The organism is Microbacterium saperdae, from assembly GCF_006716345.1.
In the GTDB taxonomy this organism is placed as follows: domain Bacteria; phylum Actinomycetota; class Actinomycetes; order Actinomycetales; family Microbacteriaceae; genus Microbacterium; species Microbacterium saperdae.
Window position 1 is genome coordinate 1,492,088 of sequence record NZ_VFOX01000001.1, and the last position, 25,026, is coordinate 1,517,113.

A 25,026-nucleotide genomic window follows, 5' to 3' on the forward strand; every position below is an offset into this window, starting at 1 on the left:
GGTGTTGGTGATTGTTCTACACCCGGATCTGCGGTCTGATCGAGACATGAAGGCTCTGTTCAAAGAAGCACCGGGCGCCGGATTGGCCCTCGGCGACCGCCCGGATCCCGTGGGTGGCGCGGACGATGTGATCATCCGTGTGCTGCGCACGGGGATCTGCGGCACCGATCTGCACATCCGACGATGGGACGACTGGGCGGCGTCCGCGATCTCCGCACCGCTCATCCCCGGCCACGAGTTCTACGGCGAGGTGGTCGAGGTCGGCTCTCTCGTGCACGACATCAGCGTGGGCGACCGGGTGTCCGGTGAGGGTCACATCGTGTGCGGGACATGCCGCAACTGCCGGGCGGGGAGACGCCAGATGTGCATCCGCACCATCGGCCTGGGGTTGCAGCGCGACGGCGCATTCGCGGAGTACCTCGCGCTGCCGGCCGCGAACGTCTGGGTGCACCACGCGCAGGTCTCACCGGAGCTCGGGGCGATCTTCGATCCGCTCGGCAACGCCGTGCACACCGCGCTGACCTATCCGCTGGTGGGAGAGGACGTGCTGGTCACCGGTTGCGGCCCGATCGGACTGATGGCGATCGCTGTGGCCCGTCACGCCGGTGCCCGATTCATCACCGCGACCGATGTGAGCGCACCCCGGTTGGCGATGGCACGGCAGATGGGCGCGAACGAGGTGGTCGACGTCTCGATCGGCGACATCCGCTCGGCGCAGCAGGCGCTCGGAATGCGCGAGGGCTTCGACATCGGGTTCGAGATGAGTGGCGCGCCCTCCGCGCTTCCCTCGATGATCGACAACATGAACCATGGTGGTCGCATCGCGATGCTGGGTCTGCCGAATGCGGACTTCAGCGTCGACTGGGGCAAGCTCGTCACGCACATGCTCACGATCAAGGGCATCTACGGCCGCGAGATGTTCGAGACCTGGAACGCGATGGGCGCGATGCTGCAGACGAGCGAGACGCTGCGGTCGGCGATCGGCCGAGTGATCGCCGAGGTCGTGCCGGCACGGGACTGGGAACGCGGATTCGCGGCGGCCGAGTCCGCCGGTACGGGCAAGATCATCCTCGATTGGACGGAGCTGTGATGTACGGGACTTTTCAGGCGCATCTGGAGGCGGAACTCGCCGGTATCGAGGAAGCAGGGCTCACGAAGCACGAGCGGGGCATCCGCGGTCCGCAGCGCACCGAGATCGTCGCCGACGGCTCCGAGGTGCTGAACTTCTGCGCCAACAACTACCTCGGGCTGGCCGATGATCCGCGGATCCTGGACGCGGCGACCACAGCCCTGCAGGAGTGGGGCTACGGCCTCGCCAGTGTGCGCTTCATCTGCGGCACGCAGGAGCAGCACCTGGAACTCGAGCGGCGGCTGGCCGGCTTCCTCGGTACCGACGACGCGATCCTCTACTCCTCGTGCTTCGACGCGAACGGGGGCGTGTTCGAGACGCTGTTCGGCGCGGACGACGCGATCATCTCCGACGAGCTCAACCACGCCTCGATCATCGACGGCATCCGCCTCTCCAAGGCACGGCGACTGCGGTACCGCAACCGTGACATGGCCGACCTCGAGGAGCAGCTGCGCGCGGCATCCGATGCACGGTTCCGCGTCGTGGTCACCGATGGCGTGTTCTCGATGGACGGCTACATCGCCCCGCTCGCCGAGATCTGCGACCTGGCCGAGCGGTACGACGCGCTGGTGTTCGTCGACGATTCCCACGCGGTCGGCTTCGTCGGCGAGAACGGACGGGGCACCCCGGAGTTCTGCGGAGTCGCTGACCGGGTGGACATCTACACGGGGACGTTCGGCAAGGCGCTGGGCGGTGCATCCGGCGGCTATGTGGCCGCGCACGCCGACATCGTCGCGCTGCTGCGGCAGCGGTCGCGCCCGTATCTCTTCTCGAACACCCTGGCTCCGGCGATCGTCGCCGGGACTCTGACGGCGCTGGATCTGGTCGAGGGGTCCGCCGAGCTGCGGGCGACTCTGCGCGAGAACGCCGCACTGTTCCGACGTCGGATGGCAGAGGAGGGGTTCGAGCTGCTTCCGGGCGAGCATCCGATCGTCCCGGTGATGTTCGGTGATGCCGCCCTCACAGCGCAGATCGCTCGGGAGATGCAGGCGCAGGGCATCTACGTCACCGCCTTCAGCTTCCCCGTCGTGCCGCGCGGCCTGGCGCGCATCCGCGTGCAGCTCTCGGCCGCGCACACCGCCGAGCAGGTGGAACGCTGTGTCGCGGCGTTCGTCTCGGCGCGTGCGTCGGTCGGCTGACGCCGGGACCCCCTCCTGACGTCGAGACCCCCTCCTGCGCAAAACGGCAGGAGGGGGTCTCGATGTCGCGAGAGCTGCGAGGGTCAGTCTTCGAACGGACGGGCGATGATCTCACCGGATGCCGACTGGAGGACTTCCCAGCCTGCGTCGAGCTCGGCGATCGCGCGACCCTCGAGCCACGTGAGCGTCCAGTGGCCGACGAGTCCGCGGCCCTCCACCTCGGCGATCGCCGGGCGCAGGGACGCGGGGACAGAGGCCGGTGCCGCGGTACCGGTCGCCCAACGTGTGCCCAGCTGCATCAGGAGGCCTCGACCGGGGCGAGCTCGATCGCCGTGACGGCGAACGCCTCTGCCTCGGTGAACTCGAGCTCCGCGATGCGACCGACGGCGCGCAGGTCGTCCGCGGCGGCACGCAGAGCGTCGAGCTTGCCGGCGGGTGCTGCGATGGCCGCGCGCGAGACCGGAGTCTTCTGCGATGCCTTGGCCTCGGTCTTGGCGCGGCGGATGCCGATCAGCGCCTCGCTGGCGGCGGCGAGGACGGCAGGGTCGCCGTCGATGCCGAGAGCCTCAGGCCAGGACGCGGTGTGGATCGAGCCTTCCTCGAACCACGACCACGCCTCCTCCGTCGCGAACGACAGCACCGGGGCGAGCAGCCGAAGGAGCGTGGACAGCGCCAGCCGCAGGGCGAGCGCAGCCGAGGCCTGACCCACGTCGTTCTGGTTGTATGCGCGTTCCTTCACGAGCTCCAGGTAGTCGTCGCAGAATGTCCAGAAGAACGCCTCCGTGATCTCGAGCGCGCGGGCCTGGTCGTACTTCTCGAACGCCGCGGTCGCGTCGGCGATCACGCCGTCGAGCGATGCGAGCATCGACGCGTCGAGCGCGTGCGTGACCTGTGCTCCTTCGGGAACCGGGAATGACAGCACGAACTTCGCCGCGTTCAGGACCTTGATCGCGAGGCGGCGTCCGATCTTCACCTGCGTCGGGTTCTGCGGGTCGAAGGCCGCGTCCGTGCCGAGCCTGCTCGATGCGGACCAGTAGCGGACGGCATCCGAACCGTGCGCGTCGAGGATGTCCGCCGGGGTGACGACGTTGCCCTTCGACTTCGACATCTTCTTGCGGTCCGGGTCGACGATGAAGCCCGAGATCGCGGCGCTGCGCCACGGGGCGCGGCTGTCCTCGAGCGTCGAGCGGAGCATCGTCGAGAACAGCCAGGTGCGGATGATGTCCTGACCCTGCGGCCGCAGGTCGAACGGCGCCGTGAGCTGCCACAGCTCCTCGTCGCGCTGCCATCCGCCGGCGAGCTGCGGAGTCAGCGACGACGTCGCCCAGGTGTCGAGGATGTCCGCCTCGGCGTCGAAGCCTCCGGCCGCGCCGCGCTGGTCTTCGGTGTATCCGGCCGGGACGTCGATCGTGGGGTCGATCGGCAGCGATGCGGTGTCGGGAGCCAGCACGCGGTCGTAGTCGCGCTCGCCGTTCTCGTCGAGGCCGTACCAGAGCGGGATCGGCACGCCGAAGAAGCGCTGGCGGGACACCAGCCAGTCGCCGGTGAGGCCGCCGACCCAGTTCTCGTAGCGCACGCGCATGAAGTCGGGGTGCCACGTGAGCTCCTGACCGCGCGCGACGAGCTCGTCGCGCAGTGCCACGTCACGGGCGCCGTTGCGGATGTACCACTGGCGCGTCGACACGATCTCGAGGGGGCGGTCGCCCTTCTCGAAGAACTTCACGGCGTGGTTGAAGGGCTTGCCGACCGCGGTGACGTCGCCGGTCTCCTGCAGCTTCTCCACCAGGGCCTTGCGCGCACTGAACACGGTCTTGCCCGCGAGGCTCTCGGCGTACCAGTCGATGGCCTCCGCGTTCGCGACCGACTCCGGCGCGGTCGGCAGGAAACGGCCGTCCAGGCCGATCGTGGTCATGTTCGGGAGGTGCTGGTCGGCCACCGTGTGCAGCTCACGCCACCAGACGATGTCGGTCACATCGCCGAACGTGCAGACCATCGCCGCGCCCGTGCCCTTGTCGGGCTGTGCGAGGTGGTGTCCGTGGATCTCGATCTCGGCGCCGAAGAAGGGCGTGCGCACCTTCGTGCCGATGAGGTGCTTGTGCGGACCTTCCGGGTGCGTCACGATCGCGATGCACGCGGGCAGCAGCTCGGGGCGCGTCGTGTCGATCGCGATGGAGCCGGTACCGTCCGCGAAGGGGAACTCGATGGTGTGGTACGCGGCCTGCTGGTCGCGGTCCTCGAGTTCGGCCTGGGCGATCGCAGAGCGGAAGTCGATGTCCCACAGAGTGGGGGCGAGGTCCTGGTACGCCTCGCCACGCTCGATGTTGCGCAGGAACGCGAGCTGGCTCTGGCGGATCGTCTCGTCGGAGATGGTCCGGTAGGTCTGCGTCCAGTCGACGCTCAGCCCGAGCTGGCGGAACAGCGCCTCGAACTGCTTCTCGTCCTCGATGGTCAGGCGCTCGCACAGCTCGATGAAGTTGCGGCGGCTGATCGGCACCTGGTCGGCGGCGCGGCTGGACTTGTTGTCGCCGCCCTCGAACGGAGGAGTGAAGTCATCCGTGTAGGGGAGGGTGGGGTCGCAGCGCACGCCGTAGTAGTTCTGCACGCGACGCTCGGTGGGCAGGCCGTTGTCGTCCCAGCCCATCGGGTAGAACACGGTCTTGCCGCGCATGCGCTCGAAGCGCGCCTTGACGTCGGTGTGGGTGTACGAGAACACGTGGCCGATGTGGAGGCTGCCCGATGCGGTCGGCGGCGGGGTGTCGATCGAGTAGACACCCTCGCGGCCGGACTGTGCGGCGCGGAGGCGGTCGAACAGGTACGTGCCCTGTTCTGCCCAGGTGCTGTCCCACTTCGCTTCGAGACCTTCGAGTGCGGGCTTGTCTGGAATCACGGACATGAGGGTCTCCTTGAGCGATGTATGCGGCACTGTGTGAGCGTGCCTGAGTGTGGGGTGTGCGCCTCATTCTATCGAGGGTCCGGCAGCGACGGATGCCGTCACTCTTCGACCCAGTCCAAGAATCCGCCCTAGACTGGGGACATCCCGATCCGTTCTTCCTGAGGAATCGCCATGCCCGCAAGACCCGTGCGCCGTCTCCTGCCCTTCGCCGCGCTCGCCGCGACCGCCGCGCTCGTGCTCAGCGCCTGCGCCACTCCCGCCGCGCAGAACGGCGGCGACGACGACGCCGAACTCGTCTGGTCGATCGAGGGGGCGAACCTGTCCGCAGGCCACATGGACCCGCAGGTCAGTCAGCTCGACGTGTCGGGCATGGTGCAGCGTGCGGTGCTGGACTCGCTCGTCTTCCAGGAGGACGACGGCACGTTCTCGCCGTGGCTCGCGACCGACTGGACGGTCTCGCCCGACAGCACCGAGTACACCTTCACGCTCCGCGACGACGTGACCTTCCACGACGGGGAGCCGTTCGACGCGGCGGCCGTCAAGGCGAACCTCGACCGCATCGTCGACCCCGAGACCGCATCGGCGCAGGCGGCCAGCATGCTCGGCGCCGACTTCTACGAGGGCACGGAGGTCGTCGACGATCACACCGTCACGGTGAGGTTCTCGCAGCCTTACGCCCCGTTCCTGCAGGCGGCGAGCACACCGCAGCTCGGCTTCTACTCGCCCGCCGTGTTGGCGGACTCGGCGGACAAGCTCAAGGCCGGAGGCCCCGGTATCACGGTCGGCACCGGGCCGTTCGAGCTGACCGAGTACACGCCCGATCAGGAGCTCGTGTACACCCGGAACGATGACTACGCCTGGGGTCCCCACGGCGAGAAGGCACCGGCCTTCGAGACGCTGCGGGTGGAGATCCAGCCCGAGGCGTCCGTGCGTGCCGGTGTGGTGGAGAGCGGAGAGTCGGACCTCGCGAGCAACATCCCGCCGAACCTCGCCAAGGACCTCGGCGCCGGAGTCACGGTCGACTCGATCGAGTACCCGGGCCTTCCGTACTCCCTGTACCTGAACGAGAAGTACGGCGTGTTCTCCGACGAGAAGGTGCGTCAGGCGTTCGCACGCGGCATCGACATCGATGCGGCCGTCGAGGAGATCTTCTTCGGACAGTTCCCGCGCGCGTGGAGCGTGCTCGGATCGACCACCCCCGGTTACGACGCGGCGTTGGAGGGCACCTGGGCGTTCGACCCGGATGCGGCGAACACGCTCCTCGACGAGGCGGGCTGGACGGAGCGCGACGACGAGGGGTACCGCACCAAAGACGGCAAGCGCCTCTCCGTGCGCTGGATCGCCTGGACTCCTGTACCTGACGACCGCGCGGCCCTGGCCAACGCCATCCAGTCCGATCTGAAGGACATCGGGTTCGAGGTCGTGCGCGAGGTGCTCGAGCCGGGCGCTTACAACGAGCAGTACGGTCCCAAGACCTTCGACCTGACGGACTGGGGCTTCTCCGGCGTCGACCCCGATCTGCTGCGCAGCCACCTGCACACCGACGGATTCCAGAACGCATCCCAGGTGTCGGATCCCGAGCTGGACACGCTGCTCGACACGGCCGTCGCGACGAGCGACCAGGACGAGCGCAACGCGCTCTACACGCAGCTGCAGGAGTGGAACGCCGAGTACACGGCGATCGTGCCCCTCTACAGCCCGTCCGCGATCACGGCGGTGGGCGAACGTCTGGACGGCCTCGACTACGACCTCTACGGTCGGCCCCTGTTCTACGATGTGACGGTCGGCTGAGCGCGGGGCGATTCCGCGGCGTGGAGGGGGAGCGGTGAAGGCTGTGCTCCTGCGGATCGCCGGGCTCGTCGCCTCCGTGGTCATCGTGCTGTGGGGTGCCGCCACGGTCGCGTTCCTCGCGTTCCGTGTGATCCCCGGCGACCCGGTGTCGGTCATGCTCGGCCCGCAGGCTCAGGTCAGCGAGGCCGTGAAGGACGGCATCCGCACCGAGCTCGGATTGGATCGCCCGCCGTTCGAGCAGTACCTGGCGTACCTCGGGCAGCTCGTGCGTGGAGACCTCGGTGAGTCCTACCAGCTACGGCTGCCGGTGACCGAGGTCATCGGTCGGCAGCTCGGCGCGACGTTGCAGCTGTCGGCTCTCGCGCTCGGGATCGCGGTGGTGGTCGCCCTCGTGGTCGCCCTGCTCGCGCGCGGCGAGGTGGCGCGCGCGGTGGCCACCGGGATCGAACTCATCGTGCTGTCATCGCCGGTGTTCTGGATCGGTCTGGTGCTCCTGAGTGTGTTCGCCTTCGGCCTCGGGTGGTTCCCGGTCTCCGGCAGTCGCAATCCGGCGACGATCGTCTTGCCGGCGGTTACTCTCGCCCTGCCGGTCGCTGCGCTGCTCGGACAGGTGCTGCGCGATGGACTCATTCAGGCGGAGCGGATGCCGTTCGCCGAGACCGTGCGCGCGCGGGGCGCCAGTCGTGGATGGTTCACGCTGCGGCATGGACTGCGACACGGTGCGTCCAGTGCGGTGACGCTCACCGCATATCTCACCGGGTCGGTGCTCGGTGGCGCGGTGCTGGTCGAGACGGTGTTCGCCCGCCCGGGACTCGGCCGCGTCACCCTCGCTGCGATCAGCGACCGGGATCTTCCCGTCATCTCCGGCATCATCCTGCTCAGCGCCCTCGTGTTCGTGATCGTGAACGTGATCGTCGAGCTGGTGCATCCGCTCATCGATCCCCGCCTGCACCGGGCCGCCCCCGTCTCAGGGGCGCGACGATGAGGCGGGCGCAGCGAGTGCTGCTGTGGTGCGCGGTCGCCGTCCTGCTCCTGATCGCGTTCGCAGCGGCCTTCCCCGGTGTGCTCGCGACGCACGATCCGCTGCAGACCGACGTGCGCGGGGCGCTGCTGCCCCCGGGGGACGGGCATCTGTTCGGCACCGATCAGAGCGGCCGTGACGTGTACTCCCGTGTGGTGTACGGCGCTGGACGCTCGGTGGGCGTCGGGCTGCTCGCGACCGCGATCGCCGTCGTCGTCGGGCTCGCGGTCGGAGCGCTCGCCGGTATCGCGCCTCGGGGCGTGGATGTCACCCTGATGCGCGTCAACGATGTGCTGATGGCTTTCCCCGAGTTCCTCGTCGCGCTCGTGGTGATCGCGATCCTCGGCCCCGGGCCGATCAACGTCGCTCTGGCCGTGACGTTGGCGGCCGTGCCCGTGTACATCCGCCTGGCACGGGTGCAGACCCGCACGCTGGGCGTCGCCGAACATGTGGAGGCCGCACGGATCCTCGGAGTGCCGGCCGTGCCGGCGTTCCTGCGCCACGTGCTGCCCGGTGTGCTCGGTTCGTTGAGTGTGCTCGCGACGATCGGTATCGGATCGGCCATCCTCGCGGCCTCGGGACTCAGCTTCCTCGGACTCGGTCCCGCAGAGCCGACTCCCGAGTGGGGGCTGATGCTCGCGGGAGGCCGCAACGTGCTGGGTCAGGCGTGGTGGATCTCGGTGTTCCCCGGCATCGCGATCACCCTCACGGTGGTCGCGGCGACGGTCGTCGGACGGATGCTGAGAGCCCGCTCCGAGGGGAGGACGCGATGACCGACATGTCACCGTCCGTGCTCGATGTGCAGAATCTGCGGATCGGCTTCGAGGGCGCACTCGTGGTGGACGGAGTCTCCTTCACGGTGTCCGCCGGGGAATGCGTCGCGATCGTCGGGGAGTCGGGCGCCGGGAAGTCGCTGACCGCGCGCGCCCTGCTCGGTCTCGCTCCGTCGACTGCGCGAGTGGATGCCGATCGTCTGCGTGTCGGGGGAGACGACGTGCGAGGGTGGAAGGAGTCCGCCTGGCGGCGCATCCGGGGCGCGGAGATCGCCCTGGTCTCGCAAGACGCGCTCGTCGCGCTCGACCCTCTGCAGCGGATCGGCTCGGAGATCGCGGAGCCGCTGCGGTTGCATCCCGCAGCACGGGGAGACGATGCCATCGGCGACCGGGTGCAGGCGCTGCTACGACGCGTGTGGATGCCGGAACCGGAACGCCGCGCCAGGCAGTACCCGCATGAGCTGTCCGGAGGTCTCCGCCAGCGCGCGCTGATCGCCTCGGCGATAGCGGCCGCGCCGGCCGTGCTCGTCGCGGATGAGCCCACGACCGCACTCGACGCGACCGTGCAGGCGCGCATCCTCGACCTGCTGCGAGCGATCGCGGATGCCGGGACCGCGGTCGTGTTCGTGAGTCATGACTTCGCTGCCGTGCGGCGCCTCGCGGATCGGGTGCTGGTGATGCGGCGGGGCGAGGTCGTGGAGTCCGGCACCGTGACGGAGGTGCTGGAGTCGCCGCAGCATCCGTACACGCGCCAGCTCATCGCGGCCACCATCCATGAGCCGCGGATCTCGGACCTCGGTGCCGCCGCACCCGTGCTGACAGCGACCGCGGTGTCGAAGGCGTTCGCGGGGCTGCCCGCCGTGATCGACGCCACCTTCGTCGTCTCGCAGGGACGCACGCTGGGGATCGTGGGAGAGTCCGGTTCCGGCAAGACGACGCTCGCGCGCATGATCATGGGAGTGGAGCAGCCCGACCAGGGGGAGCTGCACGAGGAGCCGGGGCACCGCGTCCAGCTCGTGCATCAGAATCCCCTCGGCGCCTTCGACCCGCGGTGGTCGATCGGCCGCTCCCTGCGCGAGGCGCTCGCTGCCGGTGGTGTGCCGCGGGCGCAGCGGCAGCGTCGGGTCGAGGAGCTTCTCGGCGAGGTCGACCTCGACCCAGGGCTCGCCGCGCGGCGTCCGGCAGAGTTGTCGGGCGGTCAGCGACAGCGTGCGGCGATCGCCCGGGCACTCGCCGCAGATCCGGACGTGCTGGTGTTGGATGAACCGGTGTCAGCGCTCGACCCGTCGGTGCGGGAGCGGGTGCTGCAGCTGCTGTTGCGCCTGCAGCGCGAACGCCGGCTCACGATGGTCTTCGTCTCGCACGACCTCGACGTGGTCCGGGCCGTGGCCGACGAGGTGCTCGTGATGCAGGACGGACGCATCGTCGAACAGGGCAGTATCGCCGAGGTGTTCGACACGCCCCGGCATCCGTTCACGCGGGAATTGCTCGCCGCGAACGGCGGTGGCGTTCCTCCCACGGAAGCGGAGCCGTCCGTCAGCCCTTGATCTGGATGCCGAGGCCGGCCGCGATGACCGGGGCCAGCTGCTGCACCTGGAATTCGGTGAGTGTGGTGCCGCGGAGACTGATCGCGTCGAGGAACGACAGAGCGTCGAGGCCGCGCAGGTCGACGTCGGTGGCACGCATGCCGCGCGGATCGACCTCATCGCACGTGGTGCGGGTGAACCGCACGCGGGTGAGCTCCGCCTGAGGGATGTCGAGCGTGCGGATGCGGCAGTCCGAGATCTCGACGTCGGCTGCGCGCGCTGCTCCGAGGTTGAGGTAGTCGATGCGCACCCCGGTCAGCTCGAGCTCCGAGATGCGCGCCGTGCTCAGATCGAGAGTGCCGATGCGTCCGCCCACGATGCGCAGTCGGCGCACACCGGCGCCACGCAGGCGGAGCGAGGCGATACGCGCGTCGGCGAGCTCGACATCGAGGATCGTGCCACCGGTCAGGTCGACGGCATCGGCATCCGCCGTCACCCGGCACTGCTCGAGCGAGGCATAGGCGAGGTCGACGGTGCCGCTGACGTCGAGCGTCGCCGCGATGAGGTCGGCATTCCGGGCCGGGAGAGCCGGGGTGAACTCGTCGGGAAGGTCGGGCGGTGAGACCCGCGGCGCAGCGGGGGATTCGGTCGAGCGGGCCATGCTCCGAGCGTACGGGGTGTTGCCGACACGGGGAGGGGCAGGTCGCGGTCCCGCAGCGCTTCCCTCGGCCATACGCGCTTCCCTCGGCCGAATCCGCGGAATCCGGCCGAGGGAACTGTCATTGGCCGAGCGAGGTGTCGGGGTGGGACGGCGAGAGCTCGCCTTCACAGCTGCGCGGCCTGGCGTGCTCTGCACAGATTGCGGTTTCAGCGCCTGACCTGACCACGGATGCTCGGATGCTGGAGGGATGTCCAGAAGCGTGGAGGCACTGTTGGCGCTGGTCGAGGCGCTCGGTGGGGTCGTGCGAACTGCTCGGCTGGTCGAGCACGGATTCAGGCGCACGACGTTGGATGCCGCCACAGCCAGCAACGCCCTCTCCCGGCCTCGTCGGGGATGGATCGCGTCGGAGAACGCGGACCCTCTCCTGGTGCAGGCTGCTCGCCATGGTGTCGTGGTGACATGCCGCACGCAAGCGGCCCGACTGGGGCTGTGGCTGCATGACGCAGGTGGACTGCCGCACGTGGCCGTCTCGCCGAACGCCGCGAGCGGCCGACCGATCGCCGTCAAGAAGCACTGGGGTGCGCCGCTCGTGCCGCGGCATCCCGATTCTCTGGTCGATGGAATCGAGAACGTGCTGGCCTCTCTCGCGGAGTGCGAGTCGTTCGAGCACGGACTGGCCACGTGGGAGTCCGCTTTGAGCAAGTCCCTCGTCACGATCGACGGACTGCGAGGGTACGCGTGGCGGCCGGCCGCTCGGCGAATCCTCGAGCGCGCCATGCCCTTCGCGGACGCCGGACTCGAGACCTACCTTCGCGAGCGTCTGCGCTGGCTGCGCCTGCCGATCCGGGTGCAGATCTGGATCGCGGGTCATCGGGTGGACACGTTGGTGGGCGACCGGCTGGTGCTTCAGATCGACGGCTCGCATCACGTGGGATCGCAGCGCACCGAGGACATCCGGCACGATGCTGATTTGATGCTGATGGGCTATCACGTCATTCGGATGTCGTACACGCAGGTCATGTTCGAGTGGCCGACCGTGCAGGAGACGGTCATGCGGGCGATCGCGCAAGGGCTGCACAGACCGCGGTAAGTGCGGCTCCTCCGCTCGGCCACGTACGCGTGCCTCGGCCGAATTCTCCGATTCTGGCCGAGGGAGCTGCACAAGGCCGAGTCAGGCGTCCGATGGGGGGCCGCGCGCCCGGAGCAGCGGCCGCGAAGCGCTCCTGAACACGACAGAACTCCGAAGCCCGACACACGCGTACACTGGAGGCACGAGCATCGATCCGGCATCACCGGGGAGCTCTCGGAAGAACAGTCCGGCAACGGACCCAGTAGAACCGAGCGGGGCAGGCCCGTCACAGCCGCAGTGAGAGTGGTGCGACCGAACCGCAGGGGGAGGGCGTGCACGTGAGGTGGTACCGCGGTCCGTGAGGATCGTCCTCGCAGGAGCATCCGCCACGACGACCACTGCGAGACACGATGACCTACCCCCGTTCCTCCTTCGGCCCCGCCGCCGACACTTCGAACAGCACCGTCGCGCCCAGCCCGCGCTTCCCGCAGATCGAGGAGGAGGTGCTCGCGTTCTGGGAAGCGGATGACACCTTCCGCGCCTCGATCGCGCAGCGTGAAGGCTCGCCCGAGTGGGTGTTCTACGACGGTCCCCCCTTCGCCAACGGCCTGCCCCACTACGGTCACCTGCTCACGGGGTATGCCAAGGACGTGTTCCCGCGTTTCCAGACCATGACCGGTCACAAGGTCGACCGGGTCTTCGGATGGGACACGCACGGTCTCCCCGCCGAGCTCGAGGCGATGAAGCAGCTCGGGATCACCGAGAAGAGCGAGATCGAGGCCATGGGCATCGACGTCTTCAACGCGAAGGCCAAGAGCTCCGTCCTCGCCTACACGCACGAGTGGCAGGACTACGTCACCCGCCAGGCGCGCTGGGTCGACTTCGAGCGCGGCTACAAGACGCTCGACCTCGGCTATATGGAGAGCGTGCTCTGGGCTTTCAAGACGCTCTACGACAAGGGGCTCGCGTACGAGGGCTACCGGGTGCTGCCGTACTGCTGGCGCGACGAGACTCCGCTGTCCGCGCACGAGCTGCGCATGGATGACGACGTCTACCAGATGCGCCAGGACCCGTCCGTCACGGTCACCTTCCCGCTCACCGGCGCCAAGGCCGAGGCTCTCGGTCTCACCGGCGTGCGCGCCCTCGCCTGGACGACCACGCCCTGGACCCTTCCGACCAACCTCGCGCTCGCCGTGGGGCCCGAGATCGAGTACGTGGTGCTTCCCGCCGGTCCGAACGGGGCGGCTGACGTGCACCAGGCCGCCGGCACGACGGATGCTGCGGTCGAAGCCTCCGCGCATCGCTACCTCCTCGCACGTGAACTCCTCGGCGGGTATGCCAAGGACCTCGGCTACGAGGGCATCGATGACGCGCTCGCCGCGGTCGATGCGACGGTTCGCGGCGCCGAGCTCGAGGATGTCACCTACGACCGCCTGTTCGACTACTACGCGGATGAGGAGACCTACGGTACGGAGAACGCCTGGCGCATCCTGGTCGACGACTACGTCACGGTCAGCGACGGCACCGGCATCGTGCACCAGGCCCCGGCCTACGGTGAGGACGACCAGCGCGTCGCCGGCGCCGCCGGCATCCCGACGATCCTCTCGCTCGACGACGGTGGACGCTTCCTCCCGAACGTCACCGACGTCGCCGGCGAGCTCTGGATGGACGCGAACACCCCGCTGGTGCGCCTCATCCGCGAGAACGGGCGCCTGATCCGCCTGCAGAGCTACGAGCACTCGTACCCGCACTGCTGGCGCTGCCGGAACCCCCTGATCTACAAGGCCGTGTCGAGCTGGTTCATCCGTGTGACGGACATCAAGGACGACATGCTCGCCAACAACGAGCAGATCACCTGGGTGCCGGAGAACGTCAAGCACGGACAGTTCGGCAAGTGGCTCGAGGGTGCGCGCGACTGGTCGATCAGCCGCAACCGTTACTGGGGCTCACCGATCCCGATCTGGAAGAGCGACGACCCGGAGTACCCGCGCGTCGACGCATACGGCTCGCTGGAGGATCTGGAGCGCGACTTCGGCACGCTGCCGCGCAACCCCGAGGGCGAGATCGATCTGCACCGTCCGTACATCGACGACCTCACCCGTCCGAACCCGGACGACCCCACCGGCAAGAGCACGATGCGCCGCATCGAAGACGTCTTCGACGTGTGGTTCGACTCGGGGTCGATGCCCTATGCCCAGGTGCACTACCCGTTCGAGAACCAGGAGTGGTTCGACTCGCACGCCCCTGCCGACTTCATCGTCGAGTACATCGGGCAGACACGTGGCTGGTTCTACGTCATGCACGTGCTGTCGACCGCGCTGTTCGACCGTCCCGCCTTCACCGGTGTGAGCTGCCACGGCATCGTGCTGGGCAGCGACGGCTACAAGATGTCGAAGTCGCTGCGCAACTATCCGGACGTCTCGGAGGTGCTCGATCGCGACGGTTCCGACGCGATGCGCTGGTTCCTGATGTCGAGCTCGGTGCTGCGCGGTGGCAACCTCGCGGTGACGGAGGAGGGCATCCGCTCCGGCGTGCGTGAGTTCCTGCTGCCGCTGTGGAACTCGTGGTACTTCTTCGCGACCTACGCCAACGCCTCCGGTTCGGACGGCTACGAGGCGATGTGGCGCACGGACTCGACCGACGTGCTCGACCGCTACATCCTGGCCCGACTCGGAGATCTGGTGCGCGAGGTGCGCGTCGACCTCGAAGGTCTCGACTCGACGACCGCGGCCGCGCGTCTGCGCGACTTCGCCGAGGTGCTCACGAACTGGTACATCCGCCGCTCGCGCGATCGGTTCTGGGTCGGAGTCACCGAGGACCCGAAGAGCCGCGAGGCGTTCGACACGCTGTACACGGTGCTGGAGACGCTGACCCGCGTGGCCGCGCCGCTCGTGCCGCTGATCAGCGAGCGCGTCTGGCAGGGCCTCACCGGCGGGCGCAGCGTGCACCTGACGGACTGGCCGGATGACGCGCAGTTCCCCGCGGCGGACGAGATCCGCGACGCGATGGATGCGGTGCGCGAGCTGTCCAGCGTCGGCAACGCGTTGCGCAAGAAGGAGAAGCTGCGCGTGCGGCTTCCCCTCGCCCGGCTCACGGTGGTCTCGCCGCTCGCGGTGACCCTCGGCCAGTTCGAGGACATCCTGCGCGAGGAGCTCAACGTGAAGTCCGTCGAGCTCGTGCCGCTCGCCGAGGACACCGCGGTGTCGTACGGCATCGACCACCGTCTGAGCGTCAACGCCCGCGCGGCCGGACCGCGTCTGGGCAAGAACGTGCAGACCGTGATCAAGGCCGCCAAGGCGGGCGACTGGTCCGAGACCGACGGCGTGGTCACGGCCGGAGGCATCCCGTTGGAGCCGTCGGAGTACGAGCTCGTGCTGGAGACCACCGGACGGCCCGAAGGGGAGGCGCTCGCGATCGTCCCGACCGGCGGTTTCGTGCTGCTCGACACGCAGACGACACCGGAGCTGGAGGCCGAGGGCCTCGCGCGCGACGTCATCCGTGCTGTGCAGGAGACGCGCAAGAACGCGGACTTCGACGTGAGCGACCGCATCCGTCTGGACCTGCGTTTCGCGAGCGATGAGGATGCGGATGCCGTCTCGGCCGCCTTCGAGATCGCCGAGGTCGCGGGGGAGACGCTCGCCCTGGAGCACTCGTTGTCGCGCGGCGATGCGGAGCTGCCGTTCGCCGAGTTCACTGCCGTGATCCCGAAGGGGACGTACGCCAACCGCGAGGACTTCACGATCGCCGTCAGCCGGATCGGAGCAGGAGCATGAGCGACAAGGACAGGGCGGATGCCGTCTACGAGACTCTCCTGAGTCGCGCGGGGGAGCGCTGGGTGCAGCCGCGCAAGGAGCGCACTGCGCGGATCCTGGCGTATCTGGATGACCCGCAGCGCACCTACCGCGTCGTGCACATCACCGGCACGAACGGCAAGACCTCCACCGCGCGCATGATCGAGAGCCTGCTGCGGGCGCACGAGCTGCGTACCGGACTGTTCACGAGCCCGCACCTGGAGCGCTTCACCGAGCGGATCATGATCGACGGCGAACCGATCGCGGATGCGGCGTTCGCCGACGCCTGGGACGAGATCGAGCCATTCGTCGGGATCGTCGACGCCGAGCTGGAGGCCGACGGCGAGGAACCGCTGACGTTCTTCGAGCTGTTGACCGTGCTCGCCTTCGTGGCGGTCGCGGATGCGCCCGTGGATGTGCTGGTGCTCGAGGTCGGCATGGGCGGGGAGTGGGACTCCACGAACACGGCGGATGGAGACGTCGCGGTGTTCGCGCCGATCGACATCGACCACGCGGACCGCCTGGGCCGCACGATCGCCGAGATCGCGCAGGTCAAGGCCGGGATCATCAAGGAGGGCGCGGCGGTCGTGTCCGCTCAGCAGCCGGCCGAGGCCGCAGAGGTCCTGCGCCGGGTCGCCGCCGAACGCAACGCGACCATCGCCTTCGAGGGCGACGAGTTCGGCCTCACAGACCAGAAGCTCGCCGTCGGCGGCCAGCTCCTCTCGATCCGCGGGCTCGCGGGGGAGTACTCCGAGGAGTACCTGCCGCTGTACGGCGCGCACCAGGGGCACAACGCCGCCCTCGCCGTGGCCGCGGTCGAGTCCCTCATCGGCGGTGCCTCCCAGCGGATCGCGGGCGACATCATCTCCGACGGACTGCAGGGCACCACCTCACCGGGACGTCTGCAGCTTCTGGGCATCGCCCCCACGGTGGTCGTGGATGCTGCGCACAATCCGCACGGCGCGCAGGCGCTCGCGCAGGCGCTGGACGACAGCTTCGACTTCGACGAGTGGGGTCTGGTGCTGGGCGTCCTGGGAGACAAGGACGCGGCGGGAATCGTCGCGCAGCTCGCCCCCGGAGTCGCGCACGTGTTCGCCACGGCCCCCGACTCCGACCGGGCGAGTGATGCGGATGCCATCGCCGACCTCGTCGAGCAGACCGGTCACCGCGCCACCGTGCACCACACCTTGGCCGAGGCCGCGGATGCCGCCCGCGAATGGGCCGCATCGTCCGACCGTCGTGCCGTCGTCATCGCCGGATCCGTCGTGCTCGCCGGTGAGGCCATCGCGCTGTCGGAGGAAGAGGACTGGAAGTCGGGGTGGCGCGCATGAGCGCGGACGCGACGCCGGCCCGTGCTCCTCGGCCCCCGCGCACGCTGGTGCAGAAGCTGGCGCCGATCGTCCTCGGCTTCGAGGCGATCGTCGTCTTCCTCGCCGGGCTCACGGTGTTCGGGCTGAAGGCGCTGCCCGCCGGCATCGAGCAGTGGTGGGCGATCGTGGGCGGTGCCGTCCTGGCACTCGCCTGCATCGCGATCGCGGGTATGGCGGCGAAGCCCTGGGCGATCACGGCGGGATGGGTCATCCAGGTGATCGTCGCCCTCTCCGCCATCCTCGTTCCCGCGATCCTGCTCGTCGTCGTGATTTTCGGCGGCATGTGGGCGTATGCGACCATCGGAGGGGCCCGATTGGACGCACGACGTCCCGCCGAGCCCTCGACAGAGACTCAGACAGAGAGTGAATGACATGGCCACCGAAGAAACCCTCGTCCTCGTCAAGCCCGACGGCGTCGCGCGCGGCCTGACCGGCGCGATCCTCGCCCGCATCGAAGCGAAGGGCTACGCGCTCGTCGACATCCGTCTCGTGGAGCCGGATCGCGACCTGCTCGCCGAGCACTACGCAGAGCATGAGGGAAAGCCGTTCTACGAGCCGCTCCTCGAGTTCATGCTCTCCGGCCCCTCGGTCGCCATCCGTCTCGCGGGCAACCGCGTGATCGAGGGCTTCCGTTCCCTCGCCGGCACGACCGACCCGACCACCGCCGCACCTGGCACGATCCGTGGCGACTTCGGTCGCGACTGGGGGCTCAAGGTGCAGCAGAACCTGGTGCACGGCTCCGACAGCCCCGAGTCCGCGGCGCGCGAGCTCGGCATCTGGTTCGACTGAGCCCGTTCATACGAAGGCCCGCCCACTGCAAAGTGGGCGGGCCTTCGTATGCCGCGCCCACGGTGCGCTAGCGGTTGGCCTTTTCTAAAAGTTGCGCTCGGGGTCCTGCACGCGTGGCGTGTGGAGCCCCGACCCTGTGTGGAGCGTCAACTAAAGCGCGAGCTTGGGGCGCAGATCAGAAGATCATGCCGATGACCTCGCCGAGAAGGTCGAGGCCGCGCAGCTGTACCAGGAGGATGATGAACGCATAGGCGAGCACAGTCGCCAGGGGAACCCAGGCCATCAGGCTGTTCGCCCGTGCCTGAACCTTCTCATTGCGAGTGAAGGTGCCGTTCCTGGTGAGATGCAGCATGGTGGCGAAGAACGTCGGGATGGTCACCGACCAGGTGAGCATGCACCAGGGGCACAGCACGCCGAGGTTCGAGGCGTAGAGGCTCTGTCCGATCAGCCAGCACACGAAGACGAAGGCGAGGGTGACGCCAGCGCCGAAGGTCGCCCAGAACCAGCGCGGGAAACGTGCTCCGGCGAGCAAGGCGACGCCGACGAAGAGCGGAGCCATCCAGCCGGCGATTCCGAGGATCGGGTTCGGGAAGCCGAACACCTCGCCCTGCCAGGATCCGAGGTTCTTGCCGCACTGGATCATCACGCTGACGTTGCAGCTCAGATCTGCCTCGGGGTTCGCGAGCTGGATGAACTTGTCCATCGTGAGCTGGAAGGCGGCGAACCACCCGATCACACTCGCGATGATCAGCCAGACGGCGTAGATGACGGGGCGGGTGCGCTGCTCGCTCATATGTGGATTATCTCAGCGACGGCTATGGATGTGGCGTGAACGCACCGGAGAAAACACCGCGTCGGAGCCGAGATGCCACGATCGGGCTCACATGATGCGATAATGGCCTGTGATGCGATGAGCGGCGCCGCCGTCACACGTATTGACGCAGACTTCGGGGCCCCATGCCCCAGCGATCAGAGCCATGAGCCGGTCGCAGACGGAATGAGTTCGCGACACCTGCGGGTGCCGCATGAGATTTCGCGGAGCACCTAGTGCCCGCGCAGGGAGCAAGCCAGAGATGGCCGACGAGAACAATGACAACAACACCCCTACCCTCGACTTCCCGGCTGACGCCGCGGAGCAGCTGACGGAGCCCACGGCTCCCGACGCAGAGGTCGCGCCCCAGGAAGCGGCCGAGGTCCCGACGGATCTCGCCACGACGGACGGCGACTCGACCGTGCCCGCTGAGGAGAATGCTGCAGAGGATGCTCCGGTCGAGGAGGACGCCCCGGTAGCGGATGCCGTGGCTGATGAGACTCCCTCCGAGGATGGTTCTGCTGCGGTGGATGCTCCTGCTGACGAGGCTCCCGCTGAGGAAGCTCCCGCCGAGGAGGCTCCGGCTGAGGAGGCTCCCGCCGAGGACGCTCCCACCGAGGAGGCGCCGTCCGACGACGCTTCCGCAGCGGAGGCCCCCGCCGCAGAGATTCCTGCTGCACCCGAGGAGCCTGCCGCTCCGGCCCCGGTCACCGCGGTCTCGCTGGGACTGCTGCCCGAGGTCTTCGTCTCGCAGGTCTCCACGCAGCTCCACTTCTACGCACCGGCGATCGTCCCGCTGCCCGCACGCCCCGAGCGTGAGCGGATCTTCGACCGCATCGCCGAGCGCGAGCAGCCGCAGGAGGAGTCGACATCGGCCCGCCGCGGTCGCCGCCGCCGCGGAGGCTCCGACGGAGACGACCAGCGCGAAGAGCCGCGCCAGCGTCAGCGCGTCGTCGAGTACATCACCGAGCCCAAGGCCATCAAGGGTTCCACCCGCCTGGAGGCGAAGAAGCAGCGCCGCCGTGACGGTCGCGATGCCGGCCGTCGCCGCCCTGTGGTGACCGAGGCCGAGTTCCTCGCCCGCCGCGAGTCCGTCGACCGCATGATGGTGGTCCGCTCGAAGAACGGCCGCACCCAGATCGGCGTCCTCGAAGACGGCGTCCTCGTCGAGCACTACGTGGCCCGCAACCAGGATGCGTCGCTGATCGGGAACGTCTACCTCGGTCGCGTGCAGAACGTGCTCCCGAGCATGGAGGCCGCGTTCGTCGACATCGGCCGCGGCCGCAACGCGGTGCTGTACTCCGGCGAGGTCGACTGGGACGGCGTCGAGACCGGCAACCAGCCCCGCCGCATCGAGCTCGCTCTGAAGCCGGGCGACCGTGTGCTGGTGCAGGTCACGAAGGACCCGGTCGGGCACAAGGGCGCACGGCTGACGAGTCAGATCTCCCTGCCCGGCCGCTACCTCGTGTACGTGCCCGGTGGATCGATGAACGGCATCAGCCGCAAGCTCCCCGACAACGAGCGCGCGCGCCTCAAGCGCATCCTGAAGGAGGTCCTGCCGGAATCCTCCGGCGTGATCGTCCGCACGGCCGCCGAGGGCGCGACGGAAGACCAGCTCACCCGCGACGTGCAGCGCCTCACCAGCCAGTGGGAGCACATCCAGAAGCAGGTCGAGAACCAGCAGGCTCCCGCGCTCCTGCACGCTGAGCCTGACCTGCTCGTCAAGATCGTCCGTGACGTCTTCAACGAGGACTTCACGAAGATGCTGATCCAGGGCGAAGAGGCGCAGCGCACCATCCGCGCCTACCTCGAGAGCGTCGCCCCCGATCTGCTCGAGCGTGTCGACTCCTACGAGGACGAGACCGATCCCTTCGACGCGTTCCGGATCACCGAGCAGATCGAGAAGGCCCTCGACCGCAAGGTCTGGCTGCCCTCCGGCGGTTCGCTCGTGATCGACCGCACCGAGGCCATGACCGTGGTCGACGTCAACACCGGGAAGTTCGTCGGTTCCGGCGGCAACCTGGAGGAGACGGTCACCAAGAACAACCTCGAGGCCGCGGAGGAGATCGTCCGGCAGCTGCGCCTGCGCGACATCGGCGGCATCATCGTCGTCGACTTCATCGACATGGTGCTCGAGTCGAACCGCGACCTCGTGCTGCGGCGTCTGATCGAATGCCTGAGCCGCGACCGCACGAAGCACCAGGTCGCCGAGGTCACCTCGCTCGGACTCGTGCAGATGACCCGTAAGAAGCTCGGGCTCGGCCTGCTGGAGACCTTCAGCGAGGCGTGCGAGGTCTGCGCCGGTCGCGGCGTGATCGTGCACCACGACCCGGTCGTGAAGCACCGCTCCAACGGCAACGGGAACAGCAACGGCAACAGCCAGAGCAACGGCAACGGCAACCAGAGCGGCCGTCGTCAGCGCGGCGGCAACGGCAACGGCAACGGCGGCGGTCAGAACCAGAGCGCCCCGCCCGCGGCGACGGTGACGCACAGCATCCCCGAGGGCGCGAAGTCCGCACTCGCGCAGATCGCCGCCTCGACGCTCGCGCCGAACGCCGAGGTCGCCGAGGTCGCCGTCGAGCTCCCCGAAGCGACGACCGAGGCTCCTGCCAAGGCCGAGCGCCCCAAGAAGGCTCGCAAGAAGCGGGGGGCTGACCGCAACGGTCCGAAGTCGCCTGCCGAGCAGCTGCTCGACTCGGTGCTGGACGCTCTTCCCGAGCCCAAGGCGCCCGGTCAGGGCCGTGGGCGGCGTCGGGTCAGCACTGCTGCCCTGACCGGCACCCCGGTGTCGGTGAACGGCGAGAGCTCAGCGCCGGTCGCGAGCGGGGATCCTGAGGCCTGAGGCGATCAGTCGTCTCACCAGTTCCTTGCCGCCGACGTGCTGAGCGCCGGCTGTGAGGAGACGGGGGATGATCTCCTCCGGAACGTCGTAGTGGTCGAGGTCGAACGCGCGCGCGGGCACATCGTGCGCCCGTGCGAACGCGTGCAGTTCATCCAGGTTGTCGTCGCTGACCAGGTGCGCCCAGAGTCGACCGTGGGCGGGCCAGAGCGGGTCGTCGACGAGTATGGTCATTTTGTCAGCCTATGGCCGGACACACCCCGTGGCTCACTTTGCGACAGGGTCCGGCATCCGGTAAAGTAGTCCCTTGGTGCGTATGCCGCCCCGTCCTCGTCGGTCGGAGTGGAGAGCCTTGCGTTCGCACCCGCCGCCCGCGGTGCATGCAAGCAACAGTCTTCCCGTGAGATTCTCGGAGCGCTTTGCTCCCCAACGAAACAGGTATGAAGTGGTTTACGCAGTAGTGCGCGCCGGTGGGCGGCAGGAGAAGGTCGAGGTCGGCACGATCGTTCAGCTCGATCGTGTGAAGGCTGCCCAGGGCGAGAACATCGAGCTCGCGGCCGTGCTGCTCGTCGATGGCACCTCTGTGACCACCGACGCTGACAAGCTCGCGAAGGTCAAGGTCACGGCTGAGGTCATCGGCAACCTGCGCGGACCGAAGATCATCATCCAGAAGTACAAGAACAAGACCGGCTACAAGAAGCGTCAGGGCCACCGCCAGGAGCTCACGCGCGTCAAGATCACCGGCATCAAGTAAAGACCGAGGAGACCAGGACATGGCACATAAAAAGGGCGCAAGCTCCACCCGTAACGGTCGTGACTCCAACGCACAGCGCCTCGGCGTGAAGCGCTTCGGCGGTCAGCAGGTCAACGCCGGCGAGATCATCGTCCGCCAGCGCGGCACGCACTTCCACCCCGGCGTGAACGTCGGCCGTGGCGGAGACGACACGCTGTTCGCTCTGGCCGCAGGCGCGGTCCAGTTCGGCGCCAAGGGTGGCCGCAAGGTCATCAACATCGTCGTCGCCGGCGAGTAATCGCAGCACGACACACACAATCATCCGGTTCGGGGCGGGCTTCGGCTCGCCCCGTCCGTGTATCTGAGGGGAACTCGACATGGTCAGCTTCGTCGACACCGTGACGCTGCATCTGCGCGCCGGCAAGGGCGGGAACGGCTGTGTCTCGGTCCACCGCGAGAAGTTCAAGCCGCTGGGCGGCCCTGATGGCGGAAACGGCGGAGACGGCGGAGACGTCGTGCTCGTCGCCGACACCCAGACGGGCACCCTGCTGTCCTACCACCACTCGCCGCACCGCTCCGGCGGGAACGGCGGACCCGGCATGGGCGACCACCGTGCCGGATTCATGGGCGAGACCCTCGAGCTCCCGGTCCCGGTCGGCACTGTCGTGAAGTCTCCCGACGGTCAGGTGCTGATCGACATGATCGTGCCGGGGGAGCGCTTCGTCGTCGCCGCCGGTGGGCAGGGCGGCCTGGGCAACGCCGCGCTCTCATCGCCGAAGCGCAAGGCTCCCGGTTTCGCACTGCTCGGCACGCCCGGATACGAGGGCGATGTCGTCCTCGAGCTCAAGACCGTGGCCGACGTCGCGCTGGTCGGCTACCCGTCCGCCGGCAAGTCGAGCCTGATCGGTGCCATCTCGGCCGCGCGGCCGAAGATCGCCGACTACCCGTTCACCACGCTGCACCCGAACCTCGGTGTCGTCCAGGCCGGCGAGTCCCGCTACACGGTCGCCGACGTGCCCGGTCTCGTCGAGGGAGCCAGCGAGGGCCGCGGTCTGGGACTCGAGTTCCTGCGCCACGTCGAGCGGTGCTCCGCGCTGCTGCACGTGCTGGACTGCGCGACGCTCGAGCCGGGTCGCGACCCGATCTCCGACCTCGACGTGATCCTCGGTGAGCTCGCCGCGTACGAGGTGCCGGAGGGCCAGACGCCGCTTCTGGAGCGTCCGCAGCTCATCGCCCTCAACAAGGTCGATGTGCCTGAGGCGCGCGACCTCGCCGAGCTCGTCCGCCCCGACCTCGAGGCCCGCGGGTTCCGCGTCTTCGAGATCTCGACCATCTCCCACGAGGGGCTGCGTCCGCTGACCTTCGCGCTGGGCGAGATCGTCGAGAAGCACCGCGCCGAGACCGTCGTCGAGGTGCCCGAGCGCATCGTCATCCGTCCGCGCCGCTCCAAGAAGGAGTTCAGCATCCGCGTGGAGGGTGGGACGTACGGCAACGTGTACCGCATCCTCGGCGAGAAGCCGGTGCGCTGGGTGCAGCAGACCGACTTCCAGAACGAAGAGGCCGTGGGCTACCTGGCCGATCGCCTGGAGCGTCTCGGCGTCGAGGACGAGCTGTTCCGCGTCGGAGCCGTTCAGGGCTCCACCGTCGTGATCGGCGAGGCCGACAGCATCGTGTTCGACTGGGAGCCGACCATGACCTCGGCCGCCGAGCTCATGACGGCCCCGCGAGGCACCGACCCGCGACTCGCGCCCAACGCGCGCCGCACCACGTCCGAGCGCCGTGAGACCTACTACGAGCGCATGGATGCCAAGGCCGAAGCCCGAGCAGAGGTGGAAGCTCAGCGTCTCGCCGCCTACCGGGGAGACGAGGAGTGACCGCACGGTCGCGGGCTGATCTCGCCACCGCGTCACGCATCGTCGTGAAGGTGGGGTCGTCCTCGATCAGTGGAGAGTCGTCCTGGCGCATCCCCGTGCTCGTCGAGGCCCTGGCTGCCGCGCACGCACGCGGCGCCGAGGTCGTGCTGGTCTCGTCCGGAGCGATCGCGACCGGCATCCCCTTCCTGCAGCTCGATGCCCGGCCCACGGACCTCGCCACGCAGCAGGCGGCCGCGGCCGTCGGGCAGACGATGCTCGTGTACCGCTACCAGGAGTCGCTGCGCCCCTTCGAGATCGTCGCGGGGCAGGTGCTCCTGACGACGGGTGACCTCGAGAACCCGACCTCGCGCAGCAACGCGCGGCGTGCGATGGAGCGGTTGATGAGCCTGCGCGTCCTGCCCATCGTGAACGAGAACGACACGGTCGCCACGCAGGAGATCCGCTTCGGCGACAACGACCGCCTCGGTGCGCTCGTCGCGCAGCTGATCGGCGCGGACGCGCTCATCCTGCTCAGCGACATCGAGTCGCTGTACACCAAGCCGCCGTCCGACCCGGGGGCGGAGCCGATCGACGTCATCGCCGCGGATGCGGACCTGAGCGGACTCGAGTTCGGCGCGACCGTCGTCAACAGCGTCGGCACCGGGGGAGCGGCGACCAAGGTCTCGGCTGCCCGACTCGCAGCCGCATCAGGGATCGGTGTGCTCGTCACCAGTGCGGACCTCGTAGACAAAGCCCTCGCCGGGGCCGAGATCGGCACCTGGTTCGAGCCCGCCGTCTGACCGTCTCCCAGGGACGTCACGCACCGATCCGGGTGATC

Annotated in this window: 21 protein-coding genes; 16 read left to right on the forward strand and 5 right to left on the reverse strand. The window is 68.5% G+C overall.

Annotated elements, in window-relative coordinates:
- Positions 1-46 precede the first annotated feature (46 nt).
- Complete coding sequence (gene tdh, locus FB560_RS07040; protein ID WP_141871707.1) at positions 47-1,090, forward strand: L-threonine 3-dehydrogenase; 1,044 nt, start codon at positions 47-49, stop codon at positions 1,088-1,090.
- Positions 1,090-2,268 carry a glycine C-acetyltransferase gene (locus FB560_RS07045; protein ID WP_141871708.1) on the forward strand — a complete coding sequence of 393 codons (1,179 nt, stop codon included), beginning with the start codon at positions 1,090-1,092 and terminating at the stop codon, positions 2,266-2,268. The genes tdh and FB560_RS07045 overlap by 1 nt, the downstream gene beginning before the upstream one ends.
- Before the next feature lie 83 nt (positions 2,269-2,351).
- Here the strand turns inward: FB560_RS07045 and FB560_RS07050 are convergent, their stop codons facing one another.
- Positions 2,352-2,567, reverse strand: coding sequence for a hypothetical protein (locus tag FB560_RS07050; RefSeq protein WP_141871709.1), 216 nt, complete (start codon positions 2,565-2,567; stop codon positions 2,352-2,354).
- The gene (gene valS, locus FB560_RS07055; protein WP_141871710.1) at positions 2,567-5,161 is read right to left on the reverse strand and encodes a valine--tRNA ligase; all 2,595 of its coding nucleotides are present in this window, start codon (positions 5,159-5,161) and stop codon (positions 2,567-2,569) included. Before valS ends, FB560_RS07050 begins: the two co-directional genes overlap by 1 nt.
- 171 nt (positions 5,162-5,332) lie before the next feature.
- Between valS and FB560_RS07060 the strand changes: the two genes are divergently transcribed.
- From FB560_RS07060 to FB560_RS07075, 4 genes are read left to right on the forward strand one after another with little or no spacing between them, the layout of a single operon-like run.
- The gene (locus tag FB560_RS07060; protein WP_141871711.1) at positions 5,333-6,952 is read left to right on the forward strand and encodes an ABC transporter substrate-binding protein; all 1,620 of its coding nucleotides are present in this window, start codon (positions 5,333-5,335) and stop codon (positions 6,950-6,952) included.
- Positions 6,953-6,986: 34 nt separating this feature from the next.
- On the forward strand, positions 6,987-7,937 hold the full coding sequence (locus FB560_RS07065; RefSeq protein ID WP_141871712.1) for an ABC transporter permease: 951 nt from the start codon (positions 6,987-6,989) through the stop codon (positions 7,935-7,937).
- Entirely contained in the window at positions 7,934-8,746 is an 813-nt protein-coding gene (locus FB560_RS07070) for an ABC transporter permease (RefSeq protein ID WP_141871713.1), read from the forward strand. The genes FB560_RS07065 and FB560_RS07070 overlap by 4 nt, the downstream gene beginning before the upstream one ends.
- Complete coding sequence (locus FB560_RS07075) at positions 8,743-10,293, forward strand: ATP-binding cassette domain-containing protein (protein ID WP_188895203.1); 1,551 nt, start codon at positions 8,743-8,745, stop codon at positions 10,291-10,293. Before FB560_RS07070 ends, FB560_RS07075 begins: the two co-directional genes overlap by 4 nt.
- On the opposite strand, the gene FB560_RS07080 is transcribed toward FB560_RS07075, so the two are convergent.
- Positions 10,283-10,933: a pentapeptide repeat-containing protein gene (locus FB560_RS07080; RefSeq protein WP_141871714.1), complete on the reverse strand. Its 651-nt coding sequence runs from the start codon at positions 10,931-10,933 to the stop codon at positions 10,283-10,285. The two genes, FB560_RS07075 and FB560_RS07080, sit on opposite strands and share 11 nt — an antisense overlap.
- A gap of 247 nt (positions 10,934-11,180) precedes the next feature.
- Between FB560_RS07080 and FB560_RS07085 the strand changes: the two genes are divergently transcribed.
- The 5 genes from FB560_RS07085 (at position 11,181) to ndk (ending at position 17,952) form a co-directional block, all read left to right on the forward strand.
- Positions 11,181-12,023, forward strand: a complete 843-nt coding sequence (locus tag FB560_RS07085; RefSeq protein ID WP_141871715.1) for an endonuclease domain-containing protein — start codon at positions 11,181-11,183, stop codon at positions 12,021-12,023.
- A 389-nt stretch (positions 12,024-12,412) separates the two neighbouring features.
- Positions 12,413-15,775: an isoleucine--tRNA ligase gene (gene ileS / locus FB560_RS07090; RefSeq protein WP_141871716.1), complete on the forward strand. Its 3,363-nt coding sequence runs from the start codon at positions 12,413-12,415 to the stop codon at positions 15,773-15,775.
- Positions 15,772-17,124 (forward strand): bifunctional folylpolyglutamate synthase/dihydrofolate synthase, encoded by a 1,353-nt coding sequence (locus tag FB560_RS07095; protein WP_141871717.1) that lies wholly within the window; start codon positions 15,772-15,774, stop codon positions 17,122-17,124. The genes ileS and FB560_RS07095 overlap by 4 nt, the downstream gene beginning before the upstream one ends.
- Positions 17,121-17,534: a DUF4233 domain-containing protein gene (locus FB560_RS07100; protein ID WP_229673194.1), complete on the forward strand. Its 414-nt coding sequence runs from the start codon at positions 17,121-17,123 to the stop codon at positions 17,532-17,534. Before FB560_RS07095 ends, FB560_RS07100 begins: the two co-directional genes overlap by 4 nt.
- Position 17,535: 1 nt before the next feature.
- Entirely contained in the window at positions 17,536-17,952 is a 417-nt protein-coding gene (gene ndk / locus FB560_RS07105) for a nucleoside-diphosphate kinase (RefSeq protein WP_017830321.1), read from the forward strand.
- Between the two features lie 175 nt (positions 17,953-18,127).
- On the opposite strand, the gene FB560_RS07110 is transcribed toward ndk, so the two are convergent.
- Positions 18,128-18,745, reverse strand: a complete 618-nt coding sequence (locus tag FB560_RS07110; RefSeq protein ID WP_141871719.1) for a vitamin K epoxide reductase family protein — start codon at positions 18,743-18,745, stop codon at positions 18,128-18,130.
- Between the two features lie 280 nt (positions 18,746-19,025).
- Between FB560_RS07110 and FB560_RS07115 the strand changes: the two genes are divergently transcribed.
- Entirely contained in the window at positions 19,026-21,605 is a 2,580-nt protein-coding gene (locus FB560_RS07115) for an Rne/Rng family ribonuclease (RefSeq protein WP_188895200.1), read from the forward strand.
- Here the strand turns inward: FB560_RS07115 and FB560_RS07120 are convergent.
- Positions 21,570-21,836, reverse strand: a complete 267-nt coding sequence (locus FB560_RS07120) for a DUF4031 domain-containing protein (RefSeq protein WP_141871720.1) — start codon at positions 21,834-21,836, stop codon at positions 21,570-21,572. The genes FB560_RS07115 and FB560_RS07120 overlap by 36 nt on opposite strands.
- A gap of 211 nt (positions 21,837-22,047) precedes the next feature.
- Between FB560_RS07120 and rplU the strand changes: the two genes are divergently transcribed.
- From rplU to proB, 4 genes are all read left to right on the forward strand, one after another.
- On the forward strand, positions 22,048-22,356 hold the full coding sequence (gene rplU, locus FB560_RS07125) for a 50S ribosomal protein L21 (RefSeq protein WP_170198084.1): 309 nt from the start codon (positions 22,048-22,050) through the stop codon (positions 22,354-22,356).
- Positions 22,357-22,375: 19 nt separating this feature from the next.
- Positions 22,376-22,633, forward strand: coding sequence for a 50S ribosomal protein L27 (rpmA, locus tag FB560_RS07130; RefSeq protein ID WP_141871721.1), 258 nt, complete (start codon positions 22,376-22,378; stop codon positions 22,631-22,633).
- A 79-nt stretch (positions 22,634-22,712) separates the two neighbouring features.
- Positions 22,713-24,209 carry a GTPase ObgE gene (obgE, locus tag FB560_RS07135; protein ID WP_141871722.1) on the forward strand — a complete coding sequence of 499 codons (1,497 nt, stop codon included), beginning with the start codon at positions 22,713-22,715 and terminating at the stop codon, positions 24,207-24,209.
- The gene (proB, locus tag FB560_RS07140) at positions 24,206-24,988 is read left to right on the forward strand and encodes a glutamate 5-kinase (protein ID WP_141871723.1); all 783 of its coding nucleotides are present in this window, start codon (positions 24,206-24,208) and stop codon (positions 24,986-24,988) included. The genes obgE and proB overlap by 4 nt, the downstream gene beginning before the upstream one ends.
- The last annotated feature ends 38 nt before the right edge of the window (positions 24,989-25,026 follow it).